10 protein-coding genes are annotated in these 14703 nt (G+C 73.6%); 4 read left to right on the plus strand and 6 right to left on the minus strand.

Annotated elements, in window-relative coordinates:
- Positions 1-84: 84 nt before the first annotated feature.
- A complete protein-coding gene (gene eccB, locus ACFVYN_RS18060) occupies positions 85-1662 on the minus strand; it encodes a type VII secretion protein EccB (protein ID WP_389999237.1) in 1578 nt (525 codons plus the stop codon).
- Positions 1663-1858: 196 nt separating this feature from the next.
- Between eccB and eccE the strand changes: the two genes are divergently transcribed.
- The 4 genes from eccE to ACFVYN_RS18080 all read left to right on the plus strand — a co-directional run bounded on the left by eccE (position 1859) and on the right by ACFVYN_RS18080 (position 7714).
- Entirely contained in the window at positions 1859-3190 is a 1332-nt protein-coding gene (gene eccE / locus ACFVYN_RS18065; protein ID WP_389999240.1) for a type VII secretion protein EccE, read from the plus strand.
- Entirely contained in the window at positions 3190-4020 is an 831-nt protein-coding gene (locus tag ACFVYN_RS18070; RefSeq protein WP_389999243.1) for a hypothetical protein, read from the plus strand. Before eccE ends, ACFVYN_RS18070 begins: the two co-directional genes overlap by 1 nt.
- A 137-nt stretch (positions 4021-4157) precedes the next feature.
- Entirely contained in the window at positions 4158-4484 is a 327-nt protein-coding gene (locus tag ACFVYN_RS18075) for a DUF397 domain-containing protein (protein WP_389999246.1), read from the plus strand.
- 290 nt (positions 4485-4774) lie between these two features.
- Positions 4775-7714, plus strand: coding sequence for an SCO5717 family growth-regulating ATPase (locus ACFVYN_RS18080; RefSeq protein ID WP_389999248.1), 2940 nt, complete (start codon positions 4775-4777; stop codon positions 7712-7714).
- 83 nt (positions 7715-7797) lie between these two features.
- Here ACFVYN_RS18080 and ACFVYN_RS18085 read toward each other — a convergent pair whose 3' ends face one another.
- From ACFVYN_RS18085 to ACFVYN_RS18105, 5 genes are all read right to left on the minus strand, one after another.
- Entirely contained in the window at positions 7798-8748 is a 951-nt protein-coding gene (locus ACFVYN_RS18085; protein ID WP_389999250.1) for a bifunctional riboflavin kinase/FAD synthetase, read from the minus strand.
- A 159-nt stretch (positions 8749-8907) separates the two neighbouring features.
- Entirely contained in the window at positions 8908-12243 is a 3336-nt protein-coding gene (locus ACFVYN_RS18090; RefSeq protein WP_389999253.1) for a trypsin-like peptidase domain-containing protein, read from the minus strand.
- Between the two features lie 771 nt (positions 12244-13014).
- Positions 13015-13920, minus strand: coding sequence for a tRNA pseudouridine(55) synthase TruB (truB, locus tag ACFVYN_RS18095; RefSeq protein ID WP_389999256.1), 906 nt, complete (start codon positions 13918-13920; stop codon positions 13015-13017).
- Positions 13917-14369, minus strand: a complete 453-nt coding sequence (rbfA, locus tag ACFVYN_RS18100) for a 30S ribosome-binding factor RbfA (protein ID WP_352389516.1) — start codon at positions 14367-14369, stop codon at positions 13917-13919. The genes truB and rbfA overlap by 4 nt, the downstream gene beginning before the upstream one ends.
- Positions 14370-14401: 32 nt before the next feature.
- The gene (locus ACFVYN_RS18105) at positions 14402-14695 is read right to left on the minus strand and encodes a DUF503 domain-containing protein (protein ID WP_389999259.1); all 294 of its coding nucleotides are present in this window, start codon (positions 14693-14695) and stop codon (positions 14402-14404) included.
- Positions 14696-14703: the final 8 nt, after the last annotated feature.

Here is a 14703-nt window from a genome sequence, read left to right on the forward strand (position 1 = left end):
TTGTATCAAGAACGCGATGACATCAACTCACCACGTTCACAAGTGCGTTCGTGAAGTGCGAGGGACACGGGATCCGACTGCGGGCTACGACCCCTGCGCCTGCTCCGCGTTGCCGCTGCTCAGCTCCGGCCCCGCCGCCAGCAGGTCCGCCCAGGTCGCCGGGACCGACGCCGCGCGGATCTTGCCGTAACCGAGCCGGACCTGGGAGGTGTTGGTCTGCTGGGTCTGGTTGTCGGCCTTCTCGCCGCCCGTCACCTCGCTGTCGTTGCGGGCGGGGATGGAGTAGCGCAGGCCGGTGTCGGTCACCAGGAAGGTGCTGCCGCCGCCGGCGTCGGTGCCGGTGATCCGCTTGAAGAGCAGGCCGCTGCCGGGTGAGACGTAGGTCCGCGAACCGCTCTGGGAGACGTCCTTCGGGAAGTCCTGGCCGGTCCAGACCGACATCAGCGGCCTGCCGGTCCTCGGGTTCTTCTCACCGCCGTGCCAGATGCTGCACGAGGTCTTCTCACCGCCCAGCTCCCAGACGGTGTTGGCCTGCCTGACCGACTCGGCGGGCCAGTTCTTCTCCTTCAGCCACTCACCCGTCTCCGGCTGGATGTCGTTGAAGCTCACCTTCACCGGCTCCGGGTCCGTGGCCGCGTACACGGCGCTGATGAAGGGGTTGCGCAGCCACATCTGTGCCGTGAAGTCGGAGACGGCCTTGACGCCGTCCTTCAGCACGATGAACTTCTGCGTCGAACTGCCGGAAGGCGCCTCCAGGACAAGGCCCACCTTGGAGTACTGGGGCAGCAGGCCCTCGATGTGCGCCTCAGAGCCCGCCTTCGCCCCCAGGTCCTGCAGCGTGGGGAAGTCGAGGGAGCCCACGGGGTTCAGCGTCTTGACGAAGGCCGCGCTGACCTTCTGCGGCTGCTTTCCGTCACCGAACACGGCCCGCTCGATGTCCTGCATCTGGTCGTCGGTCATCAGCCGCCACAGCTTGCCGCCGATCAGGTAGGCGCTGCCGTCGGAGGTGACCATGAACCGCTGGCCGTGCCCGACCGTCGGGTCCGTCGGACCCTCGATGTACAGCACCTGGTCCTGCTTCAGCCGGCCGCCGCTCTTCTGGAACAGCTTGGTGTCGTCGCTCTTGTCCAGCACGTACGTGGCGCTGACGGGCTGTCCGTCCTCACCCGGTGCCTGGCACAGCGCCCAGGTCTTCGACGTCTTGGCGTCCTCCGCCGACGGCAGCCGGTCCGGGGCGAAGGGAATGCCGACGGTGGCGCCCATCGGGTACTTGCTGTTGTCGAGCACCGACTCCTTGACCTTCAGGACCTGGGGGTTCTCACCGTTCAGCAGCAGCTTGGCGGACGCCAGGTTGAGGACCGGGTGCAGGCTGAGCTTGCTCTCGCCCTTGGTCTTCACCAGCACATAGCGCGTCGTCGACTCGCTGCCGACGAGGATGTTCTTGCCCTGCTGGTCCCAGCCCTTCGGCGCGGTCGGGCTGAGCATGCCCCAGGCGCCGAATCCGATGAGCACCAGCGCCGCCACACCGAGACTCGGCAGGACGGTCTTCAGGGGGCGCGGCGCCGCCTCTTCCGAACCGTGCGGAGACGGCTGGAGAAACGCCGCCACCGTGCGCCTGCGCGCGAAGGAGTAAGCGTTCAGCTCATCCCGACGTGTCGCCATCGATGGGTCAACTCCCCGTATTTTTTGCTTTGTTGCCGAATGCGGAACTCCCCAGGGCCGCCCGGTGGTCCGTGGCGTTTGCTCCTGCAGGGGCCTCTACTATGCCGTGTGACGATCGCACCGTACGGTACGGGGTACGGTGATCCGCCGCCAGCTCGAGCCGCGGCCAGACAATGCAAAGGGGTTGTACCGGGGGATGAGCACTGCGACCAGGTCCCGGCGCCGTAACGGCAGCCGTCGTACCCAGGAGAACCAGGGGCCAGGGCAGGTGCCGGAACCGGCACAGCGGTCCGCTCCCCCGAGTCCGGCCTCGCCGTCGCTCGCCCGGCGCCCCGGCAGCATCGGCCCCATCCGGGTCCAGCAGCTGATCGGCTTCGAACTGGCCGCCGCCGTCCTGCTCATCGGCTGGCTGCTGCGCCCCATCGGTCTCACCGTCGGCATCGTGCTCGCCGTACCGCTGGTCCTCGCCGGGCTGCTGCGCCGGCGCGGCCGCCCGCTGCCCGAGTGGTTCAGCACCGCTCGCGCGCTGCGCGACCGCCGCAGGCGCAACGCCGAGCCCGTGCCCCCCGGCACCGACCCCGGCTTCGCCCCGGCCGTCGAGTGCGACCCGGCGCTGCGCACCTACAGCTTCCAGGACCGCGAGCAGCGCGAGATCGGCATGCTCGGCGACGGCACCTTCCTCACCGCGCTGGTCCAGGTGCAGGCCGCGGACACCCCCCTGCGTCCCTCCTACGGCACCGGCGACATCCCCCTCGATCTGATCCAGGGCCTGCTGGAGGTGGACGACATCCGGCTCGCCTCGGTCCAGATCGTCCAGCACACCCAGCCCGCGCCCGCCCCGCACCTGCCCCCGCAGGCCATGGCGGTCCGTTCCTACGGGCCGCTGCAGGCCCAGAGCATGACGCCGGGGCTGCGCATCACCTGGGTCGCGCTCAAGCTCGACCCGGAGCTGTGCCCGGAGGCCGTGGCGGCCCGCGGCGGCGGCATGCAGGGCGCCCGGCGGGCGCTGCTGCGGGTCGCCGACCAGCTGGCCAGCCGGCTCATGGGGGCCGGCATGCAGGCCAAGGTGCTGAGCGAGTCGGACATCTGCGGGGCCGTCGCGACCTCCAGCTGTGTCAACCCGATGGCCACCACCGGCGGCGCCGCCCTCGACGGCAGCCGCTCGGGCCGCCGTACGGCCGAGACCAGCCGCACCTGGCGCTGCGACGACCGGCTGCACACCACGTACTGGATCTCCAAGTGGCCGCAGTTCGGCGGCGCCGGACCGGCGTTCCCCCGGCTGGTCGGCGCGCTGACCTCCGCGCCCACCCTCGCGAGCACCTTCTCGCTCACCATCAGCAGGCAGCGGGGCAAGGTCCTCGCGCTGTCCGGACACGTGCGCCTGACCGGCCGCGGCGAGAACGAACTGGGCGAGGCCGCCGAGCATCTGGAGCGGGCGGCGTCCGCGTTCAAGGTCGGTCTCGTACGGCTCGACCGCGAGCAGCTGCCCGGAGTCCTGGCCACCCTGCCGCTGGGAGGTACCCGCTGATGTCCGCTCCCACCATGCGTCCCTCCGGCCGCTCCGGCTTCGGATCGTCGTCGGCCCCTGGCTTCCCCGGACAGCGTCCCGGCCATCTGCCCCGCTCCCCCGAGCCCGCCCGCACCGGCCCCGAGCGGCGGCTGCGCGAGGCCTTCGGTCTGCTCGGCCCCCGGCGTGAGCGTCACCTCGTCGACGCCGACGTCCTGGCGCAGCTGACGCTGCCCGTCGGCGACGACGGCCTGATCCTCGGCATCGACCAGAACAACCAGCCCGCGGTGCTGGGACTGTGCCGCCCCACCCGCCTGGACATGGTGCTGGTCGGCGGCACCTGGATGGCCCAGGTCATCGCCTTGCGGGCGGCGGCGATCGGCGCCCGCGTGGCCGTCGAGACGGCCCGTCCGCAGCTGTGGGCGCCGATGGCGCAGGCGGCAGGCGGCGGCCAGCAGTGCGTGACGGTGCACCAGGTGGGGCGGATCGCCCCGCAGGGCCCGTCCCCGGCCAGCCCGGTGCTCGTCATCCGCGACCTGGGCATCCGTCCGCCGCGCAGCCGTCTCACCACGGCGCCCTGGCAGTCGGTGCTGACCCTGCTCCCCTACCTCGGCCCGACCGCGCCGCGACTGCTGGCCAACGCGGACGTCGTCGGCGTCCAGCGGATCTCCCCGCAGGAGTCCCAAGTGGTCGGCAGGTCCATGCGGTTGCCCCAGGGCGACGCCGCGTCGCTGCCGTCCCTCGCCGACAACGTCGCCCTGTGGTGCACGCAGAAGCACCGGCAGTACGTGATGACCCAGCCCACCGACGCGGAGACCGGTCTGCTCGGGGCGCCCCGCCGTATGGACTGACGGCCGGGCCCGTGGCGCGGCCAAGGTCTCGGCCCCTCACGCGAGTTCGTGACCGAAGCGTTGCGCTGTGTGAGGGGGCCCAGGCCAAGTAGGGTGCTCCTGCACGAGGTTCGCTCATGAGAAAGGGCCCGCCGACCATGACTGACGCGGACGACATCGCCGCAAAGACGCCGGACGAGGACGTCAAGGCACGAAAGGCGAGGGAACGGGACGAGCTGTACGCCCTGGACATCTCCGGCGTCGAGTGGCTCAGCGCGCCCGGCACCGAGGAGCACGAGGAGCGCGTCGAGATCGCCTACCTCCCCGAGGGCGCGGTGGCCATGCGGTCCTCCCTGGACCCCGACACCGTGCTGCGGTACACCGAGGCGGAGTGGCGGGCCTTCGTACTGGGCGCCCGCGACGGCGAGTTCGACCTGGAGCCCAGCGCGCACAACGGCGGATCCCCCGCGGAGCAGGCCGAGTAGCGCGGCAGCAGCCGAGCAGGCACCGCGGCCCGGGCTCTCGACACAGACAACCGTCACAAGGCCGACATCAAGGCAGGCACCGGCCCCTTGGGCGCGAGCGCACAGCGGACGGGCCTGCCCCGCCGACGCCTGTGGCGTTTACGCTTGATGCGGGTGCGACGTCAGAACCCATGGGTGGGTTGTTCGCGTCCAGGGGACTTCAGTCGGATCGGACAACAGGAACGGTCGCCCCCAGCCCGGCACATGAGTGCCCACCCGGCACGAGGGTGCTCGACCAACCAGGAGGAATTGTGCAGAGCGATCGGGACGGGCTGCGCGCGGGCTGGACCACGCCCAGCGACGACCAGTCCGACGCGGAGTCCGCCACCGAGTTGACGGGCGAGTTCACCATCGACTACGCCGCTCCTGCCTGGTACACGCAGAGCGCCGCGCCCGAGGCCGAGGCCGAGCCGGCGCCTCCCGCGCCCGCCCCTGCCCCCACCGCGCCCGCACCGCACCCCGGTTACCCCGATACGTCCGGTTCCGCACCGTCGGCTCCCGTCCCCGGCCCGCGGTTCGACCCGTCCGCGGGTCCGGCCGGCGCGACGCCACCGCCTCCGCCGCCGTGGGCGGGACACCCCGGGGCCCCACAGCCGCCGGCCCCTCCGAACCCGCAGACCGGCTACGGCTACCCACAACCGCCGGCGCCCCCGAACCCGCAGAGCGGTTACGGCTACCCGCAACCGCCCGCGTCCCCGAACCCGCAGACCGGCTACGGCTACCCGCAACCGCCCGCGGCACCGGCGCCTCCCGCTCCTCCCGTGGTCCCCGTGGCGTCGCAGGCGCCCGCGCCCCCGGTCACCCCCACGCCGCCCGCCGCCCCCGTGACCCCCGCACCCCCTGGACCGCCCGCCGCCCAGGGCGCCGACGCCGCCGCGCCTTCGACCGGCGGGGACGCGGACGGCCGTAGCGACACCCCGGCCGCCGCCGCTACGACGACGAGCGCCCCGCAGCCCCCCGCAGCGCCGCCGGCGGACGTGCCCGCCGATCCCGACCCGTCGGCCTCCGGCGAGCCTGCGCAGGTGTCCCCGGAGACGGGTGACACCGCACCGACCGCCCCCGCCCCCGCCCCCGCCCCCGGCGAGGCGGCTTCCGCGTCCGGCTCCGACGACGAAACCGCCATCGCCGGCCAGGACACGGACACCCCCGAGGCCACGGAACCCCCGGCCGAGACCGGCGCGGAGCCGCAGGCCGCCGCACCGGACGCCCCGGCCCCGCAGACGGCCGTACCGGAGCAGCCCCAGCCGGCGCAGCCCGCCGTCCCGGAGCAGCCCGAAGCCCAGCAGGACGGCTGGCGGCCCCCGCCGGCTCCGCAGGGCGCCGTCCCGCCGCTCCCGCCGCAGTTCGCGTCGGCGGACTCCGGCACAGCCCCGCCGTCGGCCCCGGAGTGGACGACCGGCGGGCAGCCGCAGCCGCCCGCCGCGCACCCCGGCACCCCGCCCCCGCACGTCCAGCCGGCAGCCCCCGCGGCCCCGCCGCAGGCACCGCAGCCGGCGCCCTCCGGCTGGCCGGCCCAGCCCCCGCAGGCGGACGGCCCGGCGGCGCAGGGCGGTTACGGCTACCCGCAGCCCCCCGCTCCCCCGAACCCCCAGAGCGGCTACGGCTTCCCCCAGCCCCCGGCCCCGCAGCCCGGCCAGAGCGGCTACGGCTATCCCCAGCCGCCCGCCCCGCCGAATCCGCAGGCCGGTTACGGGTTCCCGCAGCCCCCCGCGCCTCAGAACCCCCAGAGCGGCTACGGCTTCCCGCAGGCCCCCCATGCCCCTCAGGCCCCGCAGCCCACCCCGGGCGGTTACGGCTATCCGCAGCCACCCGCCCCGGCCCAGCCCCAGCAGCAGGCCCCGGGCCACCCCGGTCAGCCCATGCCCCCGGCTCAGCCGGGACAGCCGGGACAGCAGCCGCCGCAGGCTCCCCAGCCCCAGCCCAACCCGTACGCGGGCGCCCCCGGCCAGCCGGGCGTGGATCCGCGTACCGGTGCCGCCTGGCCCGCCGCCGTCCAGCACGACCAGCGCCAGCAGGTCGCCGGCGCCGGTGCGCCGCTCGGCTACAACGCCGCGGTCGAGCTGACCTCGGACCGGCTCGTCAACAGCAAGAAGCAGAAGGCCAAGAGCAGCCGCCCCATTCCCGGCGGGTCGAAGTTCAAGATCGGCGGCAGGAAGGAGGAGCAGGAGAGGCAGCGCAAGCTCGACCTCATCCGCACCCCGGTGCTGTCCTGCTACCGGATCGCGGTGATCAGTCTCAAGGGCGGCGTGGGCAAGACGACCACGACCACAGCCCTCGGCTCCACCCTCGCCACCGAGCGGCAGGACAAGATCCTCGCCATCGACGCCAACCCGGACGCCGGCACGCTCGGCCGCCGGGTGCGGCGCGAGACCGGCGCGACCATCCGTGACCTGGTCCAGGCGATCCCGTACCTCAACTCGTACATGGACATCCGCCGGTTCACCTCCCAGGCGGCGTCGGGCCTGGAGATCATCGCCAACGACGTCGACCCGGCCGTGTCGACGACGTTCAACGACGAGGACTACCGGCGCGCGATCGACGTGCTGGGCCGCCAGTACCCGATCATCCTCACGGACTCGGGCACGGGTCTGCTCTACAGCGCCATGCGCGGGGTCCTGGACCTCGCCGACCAGCTGATCATCATCTCGACGCCGTCGGTGGACGGCGCGAGCAGCGCCAGTACGACGCTGGACTGGCTGTCGGCGCACGGGTACGCGTCCCTGGTCTCGCGGTCCATCACCGTGATCTCGGGAGTGCGCGAGACCGGCAAGATGATCAAGGTGGAGGACATCGTCACCCACTTCGAGCAGCGCTGCCGTGGCGTCATCGTGGTGCCGTTCGACGAGCACCTGGCGGCCGGTGCCGAGGTCGACCTCGACATGATGCGGCCGAAGGTCCGGGAGGCGTACTTCGACCTTGCCGCGATGGTGGCCGAGGACTTCGTGCGGGCCCAGCAGGAGCAGGGCCTGTGGACGGGGCAGGGCGGTCACCAGCCGCCGACGATGGCTCCTCCGATGCCGGGTCACCAGCAGGCCCCGGCCGGGCAGCCGCAGCAGCCCCAGCCGCCGTTCCAGGGCTTCCCCGGCGCCCAGCCCGGCCAGCCGTGGCAGACCGGTCAGCCCGGTCAGCCGCAGCCCGGGTTCCCGCAGCCGCCGTACGACCCGAACGCGGGCCGGCCGCCGCAGCAGTAGCGCGACACGACAAGAGGGCCGGCACCTTCACGGTGCCGGCCCTCTTGTCGTGTCGTCTGTCGTGTCGTCTGTCGTGCCGTCGGTCAGGCCTCCGCGCCCGCGATCAGCTCACGGCACCGCTGCACGTCGACGGCCATCGCCTTGAGCAGCGCGTCCAGCGAGTCGAACTTCTGCTGCCCGCGCACATAGGCGAGGAAGTCCACCGCCACGTGCAGCCCGTACAGGTCGAGCCCGACGCGGTCGATGGCGTACGCCTCCACCGTGCGCTCGGTGCCGTCGAACTGCGGGTTGGTGCCGACGGAGATCGCGGCCGGCATCGCCTCGCCCTGGGTGTGCAGCCAGCCGGCGTAGACGCCGTCGGCGGGGATGGCGGTGTGCGGGAGGGTCTCGACGTTGGCGGTCGGGAACCCGAGTTCACGGCCGCGCTGGGCGCCGCGCACGACCACGCCCTCGACCCGGTGCGGGCGGCCCAGGATCTCCCCTGCGCCCTCCACGTCGCCCTCGGCGACCAGGCGCCGGGTCAGGGTGGAGGAGAAGGGCTCGCCGCCGCCCGCCGCGCCGGTCACGTACAGGTCGACGACCTCGACCTCGAAGTCGTACGTCTTGCCCTGCTCGACGAGGAAGTCGACGTTGCCCGCGGCCTTGTGGCCGAAGCGGAAGTTGGGGCCCTCGACGACCGCCTTGGCGTGCAGCTTGTCGACGAGCACCTTGACGACGAAGTCGGCGGGCGAGAGCTTCGAGAACTCCTTGGTGAAGGGGAGGATCAGAAGCGCGTCCACGCCCAGCTCGGCCATGAGCTCGGCGCGGCGGTGGTGCGGGGCCAGCAGCGGCGGGTGGCTGCCGGGGCGGACGACCTCGCTGGGGTGCGGGTCGAAGGTGACGACGACGGAGGGCACGCCCAGCTCGCGCGCCCGGTCCACGGCATGCCGGATGATCAGCTGGTGCCCGCGGTGGACCCCGTCGTAGGAACCGATGGTGACGACGCTGCGCCCCCAGTCCTCGGGGATGTCCTCCAAGCCACGCCAGCGCTGCACTGTGACCGCTCCTCGTCGAACCCGTGTCCGTATTGACTCTTGCGACTTACGCAGGTCTAAGGGTGCCATGCCGCGCGCCCGTCGCTCGCATCGGCATGGGGGCTGTGACCCGACGCACGCGGCAACGAGGGCTCCGCGGGCCCGCCGAACTCGGCGCACTCACGCGGGAACCCGTGCCCCCGCCAGGTTCTCGATCATCCGCCGGGTGCCGGGGCCGACCACCGCGGCCCACTCCCGCGGGCACTCGGCGAGCCAGCCGGCCACCAGAGCGGCGAACCCGGGGACATGCCGGCCGAGGTCGACGAGGCCGTGGTCGAAGCGCGTCGCGCCGTCCGGGGTGCGGACGAGGAGGAGGCCGATGCGGTGGACGAGGTCGCGGATGTCGGCGTCCGCGCGGGCGGCCGCCGCGGGCAGCAGGGCGCCCAGGACCGCGGGCTCCCGCTCATGGTCCATGAGGACGTCGAGGAGTTCCCGGCGCAGCGGGCGGGATGCGGGGGTGCCCGGCCCGGCGAGTACGGCCGCCAGCGCGGCCCGCACCTCCTGCGGACCGCCGTCCAGCAGACCGGTGACCAGCGGGAGGAGCAGGGCCCGGGCGGCGGGGCCCTGGTCGAGGCGCCGGTCTACGTACGCGGCCACGTCACCTGCCGTCTCCGGGCGCCGCTGCACCGCCTCCCGCACCAGCACGGCCACCCGGCGGGCCAGGGCGGGCGTGGTGACGTCGGCGAGGGTGCGCAGCACCTCCCCGGCGCCCGGCCGCCGCAGGCGCTCCCGGAAGGCGTCCAGGACCGGCTCGGGGTCGGTGGCGAGCGCGGGGACCAGTGCGCTCGGCGGGAAGTGCGGGTCGCCGGCCGCGAAGTGACCGAGAGCCTGCGGGAGATGGCGGGCACGCGTGTGTGGATCGCGGACCAGCAGGGCGAGCGCGCCCCCGTGCAGGGTGCAGTCCTCGGGGCGGGCCAGCAGGGTAAGGGCCGCGTAGCGCAGGAGCTCGCGGTCGGCCCCGGTACGCACGTGCGGGGCAGCACGCAGTCCGTACGCCACCGCCGCGACCCGCCGCGCCGGCCGCTCGTCGTGCGCCCACCGGTCCACGGCCCGGCACACCGCCGACGGCTCCTCCTCGGCCAGCACGGCGAGCAGTTCGTCGGCCCGCGGGTGCGCACAGCCCACGAGCACCTCCGCGAGGTCGTCCAGGGCCCGGGTCCGGTGCGTGTGCAGCAGCGCCTGGGCTGCCTTCGCCACGGTGGCGTGGGGGGTCGCGGGCAACGGCCGCTCGTCGTCGAACCAGCGCGTGAGCTGCGGTTGTACGGCGGTGGGGTCGGCGGCGAGCAGATCCGCGACGGCGTCCAGGAACCGGGGACCGGGTTCGTGCGGCGGCCCGTCGGCGAGGACGAGACGGCGGAGCAGGTCGAAACGGGTCCCCTGCGGAAGCCGCAGGGCGGTCCAGAAGGCGGGACCGAACGCGGCCGGGACCGGTTCCCCCCGGCGGCGCCGGGCCACCAGACGGTCGGTGAGCTGCCGCAGGACATCGGTGTACGGCGTGGCGTCGGGCACGCGCAGCAGGGTCTCGGTGAGCAGACGGGCCGCCCACCAGGAGTCGGGGTCGGCGTCGAGGGCGTGCAGCAACTCCTCAAGCCGGTAGGCCAGTTGCGGTGCGCCGTGCTGGCGGGCGACGAGGAGCAGGGCCTCGACGACGGGTCCGATGCGGTGGTGCGGGACGGGCAGGGGGTGTCGTCGGCCGGTGCGGCGGTGGACCAGGGCGCGCAGGGCCTCGTCCAGGTCCAGGTGCATGCCCTGGAGCCAGTCGGCGAGCTCCTCGTGGGCGAAGCGGTAGCCGCTGCCGGCGGGGACGAGGAGACCCTCGGTGAGGACGGCGGAGGCCCAGCCGGTGCCGCCGAGCCGCTTCGGGGCCGGGCCCCAGGGGAACACCGCCTCGAACGACTCCCGGTCCAGTTCGCCCTGGCCGGGGCCGAGGCTGCGGCGGGCGGCCTCATGGACCTGCCCGGAGACCTTCGCGGCGAGCCGGCGGACGGCGGCGCCGCGCAGGCCGCTCGGGGTGGCCAGCCGTACCGCGATGCGCAGGCACATCAGGTCGAGGTGGGCCTCGAAGACCTGGTCGCGGTCCGCGGGGGCGTGGGGCGCGTCCGGGAGTGCGGTGCGGACCTCGGAGAGGAGGCGGAGGGTGAGGGGGTGGCGGGCGTCGGAAGCGGCGAGCGTGCCGTCCGGGAGGGCGTAACGGGCCCGGGCGCGGCGGGCCTCGTCGTCGGTGAGGTCGCCGAGCCGTACGCAGGGCGGGAAGTCCCCCTCCGGATCGCCGTGCAGCAGTTCCTTCGGGAAGGCGGCCCCCTCCCAGTGCTCCGCCCGGCACGCCACCACCAGCCGCGCCCCGGTCTCCCCCAGCCACTTCGCCGTGCCCTCGGTCCACTCGGCGAGGCGGTGGGCCAGGACCGGGGGCATCTCCTCGGGTCCGTCGAGGAGGAGGAACAGGGGGCGCCCGGCGGTGCCGGAGAGCCGGGCCAGCCGCTCGGGGGTGATGTCGCCCAGGTCGGCGGGGACGGTGTCCGTCGAGGCCGCCACGATCCGGGCCGCCCTGGTGAGCGCGCGGCGGGCCGCGTCGGCCACCGAGGTGTCGGTGTCCTCCAGGTCGGCGCCGCGCAGCCAGAGCGTGGGCGCCGGGGCGGGGCCGCGGTGGCGGTCGGCGGCGAGGGCCGCGAGCTGTGTCGTACGGCCGCTGCCGGGCGGTCCGACGAGACCGAGGACGGGGGCCGGTCCCTCGGTGAACGCGGCGAACTCCCGGGTGACCGCGGCCCGTTCGACCGGTGCTGTCTGGTCGTCCGGGGATCCGTGACCGGCAGGGCCGTCCTGACCCACCGAGGTGGCCGTCAGCTCCAGCACACCGGCGAGGTTGAGGTCGGCGCCGTACGCCGGGACCGTCGCGGCGTTCTCCGCGAGCAGGTCGGCGAGGGGGCCGGTGCGGAGGGAGCCGATCGGGACCGCGTAGCCGCTGTCGCGGTGGGCGCTGTGCAGGGCGGTGCCGAGGACGGCGACCACCGCGCCGGTGGCGGCGTCGAGCACGGGTCCTCCGGCGGCCCCGCCGCCCAGCCGCAGCGCGTCCCGTCCCGCGGTGCCGATCGCCAACTCCAGTGCTCCTTCGAGGAGATGGCAGCGGTCGGTGGCCGTGTAGGTCACGGCGGCCGCACCGAGCACCCGGGCCTCGCGCCAGCAGCCGGCGGGAAGCCTCACATAGGCGCCGGTCTCGACGGTGTCGCGCACGGAGACGGGCAGCGGGTCCACGCCGAGGCCCTCGGTCCGCACGAGCGCCAGGTCCAGCTCGGGCAGCGGGGTCACGGCATCGGCGGCCACCACACAACTGCGGTCTCCGGCCTGCAGTACGAGCCGGGCGAGCCCGTCGACCGTCTCGTGACTGGTGACGACGGTGCCGTGCTGGTCGGCGACGAAGCCGGTTCCGCGCAGCCGCCCCGCCAGATCGTGAATCCGCACGAGCTCAGCGTCCCGCCCGACTGCGGAATCCTGCTCCTGGCCCCCGGTCCGCCGCCCCCCAAGATGCCGGGAGCGACCGCCCTTCCCGTCGGCCCGAGCCTGCTCACACTCACGCCCGCCGGCCAGACCGGCATCGCCAGGTCCCTTGGCCCGGCCCGCGCCCCCGCTCCGGCCGGACCGCGTGGTCGTGACTGCCTCGCGATGCCCTTGCCCAGGCTCGCGACGGACGTTTCCGGCGGTCCCGCCCGTCTCCCCGTCCTCCCGGGCCGCCTGCCGGGCCTCCGGCCCCGACTCACGGTCACCACGCCAAGTGGCCCGAGCCGGCTCCCCCGCCGTACGGCCACCCCGGCCACCCCGGTCGGCCCGTCCGTCGGTCTCGTCCGCCGTCCCGTGCCCCGGTCGCACCGGTCGAGCCGGGTCCCCCACAGCCCGTTCCCCCCGGCCCTGGCTCTCCCCGTCGGAGCCGGAGACGAGAGGCACTGTTCCCTCGACGGAGTCACCCCCTGCCGCCATGGCCGAACCTCCCCGCCGTACGCACGTTCCTGTTTCGACGGTAGGCGTGTGGTGATCGGCGGGACAGATCGCGTGGTGAACGCGCCCCCTTCCGCTCCCCCGGTTCACTCCGAGCGCCTGCCCGCGCGGGTGAATGGAAGGGGGACGGCGGATACACCCTAGGGGTGGGGGAACCGAGGGGGGACCGTGGAGCGGCGGCACAACCCCGTGATCGCCGCTCCACGGGCAGACTGCCTCGGTGCCCCCCAGGGTCCGGTGTCAGCCGAAGACGGCCAGGCTCTTCGCCTTGCCCTTGTGCTCCTCGACCAGCGCCAGGAAGTGGCCCTCGGCGTCGAAGACGGCCACCGTGCCGGCGCCGGCGTACTCGTCGGGCATGTCGAGCCGTACGCCGTTGGTGAGCAGCTTGGCCCGGTGGCCGTCGACGTCCCAGCGCCGGAAGGCGGCTGCCGCGGCCTCGGCGATCGGCATCACCGTCAGCTCCTGCTGGAGCTGGTCGAGGGTCCTGGCCGAGTCCAGTTTGTACGGGCCCACGCGCGTGCGGCGCAGAGCCGTCAGATGGCCGCCCACGCCCAGGCCTGCGCCCAGGTCCCGGGCCAGGGCCCGGATGTAGGTGCCGGAGGAGCAGACCACCGACACGACCAGGTCCAGCACGGCCGTGCCGTCGTCGGCGACCGCGTCCCGGACGTCGTGGACAGCGAAGGACGAGACGGTGACGGGACGGGCGGGGATCTCGAACTCCTCGCCCTCCCGTGCCCGCTTGTACGAGCGCACCCCGTCGATCTTGATGGCGCTGACCTTGGACGGCACCTGCATGATGGCGCCGGTCAGCTCGGCGATCCCGGCGTCGACGGCGTCGCGGGTGACCTTCGAGGCGTCGACCGACCCCGTGATCTCGCCCTCGGCGTCGTCGGTCAGGGTCGTCTGGCCGAGCCGGATCGTGCCCAGGTACTCCTTCTCGGTCAGCGCGAGGTGCCCGAGGAGCTTGGTCGCCTTCTCGACACCGAGGACCAGCACACCCGTCGCCATGGGGTCGAGGGTGCCGGCGTGTCCGACGCGGCGGGTCCTGGCGATCCCGCGCATCTTGGCGACCACGTCGTGCGAAGTGAAGCCCGACGGCTTGTCGACGATGACAAGGCCGTCGGGCGTCCGGTTCTTCTCGGTCATTCGGCGGCGTCGTCCGTCTCGTCCTCGTCGTCCGGCTTCCGGTACGGGTCGGCGTCGCCGGCGTACTTGGCGCCGGCCGAGACCTCGCGCACCTTCTCGTCGGACTGGCGCGCCTTGTCGAGGAGGTCGTCGATGGTCTTGGCGGTGTCGGGCAGTGCGTCGGCCACGAAGGTCAGCGTGGGGGTGAACTTCACGCCCGCCGCCGCGCCGACCGCGGAGCGGAGCACGCCCTTGGCGCTCTCCAGTCCGGCGGCCGCGGCCGCCCGCTCCTCGTCGCCGCCGTACACCGTGTAGAAGACGGTCGCCTCCCGCAGGTCACCCGTGACCCGGGTGTCCGTGATGGTGACGTGTGAGCCGAGCCGCGGGTCCTTGATCCCGCGCAGCAGCTTCTGGGCCACCACCTCTCGGATGAGGTCCGCCAGCCTCTTGGCGCGCGCGTTGTCGGCCACTGGTCCGTCTCCTTAAGTACTTACTTGTTGCTTCAGTCTTCGTCGCTGTGGAGCCTGCGTCGAACCGCGAGCAGTTCCACCTCGGGCCGCGCCGCGACCAGCCGCTCGCACCGGTCCAGTACGTCGGTGAGGTGTCCCGTGTCCCCGGAGACCACCGCGAGCCCGATCTCGGCCCTGCGGTGGAGGTTCTGGTTGCCCGTCTCCGCCGCGCTCACCGCGTACTTGCGCTGGAGCTCGGCCACGATCGGACGGACGAGAGAGCGTTTCTCCTTCAGCGAGTGCACGTCGCCGAGGAGCAGGTCGAAGGACAGAGTCCCCACATACATAGGTGTCC

Origin of the sequence: Streptomyces sp. NPDC058307, from assembly GCF_042880295.1 — a bacterium.
Taxonomy (GTDB): domain Bacteria; phylum Actinomycetota; class Actinomycetes; order Streptomycetales; family Streptomycetaceae; genus Streptomyces.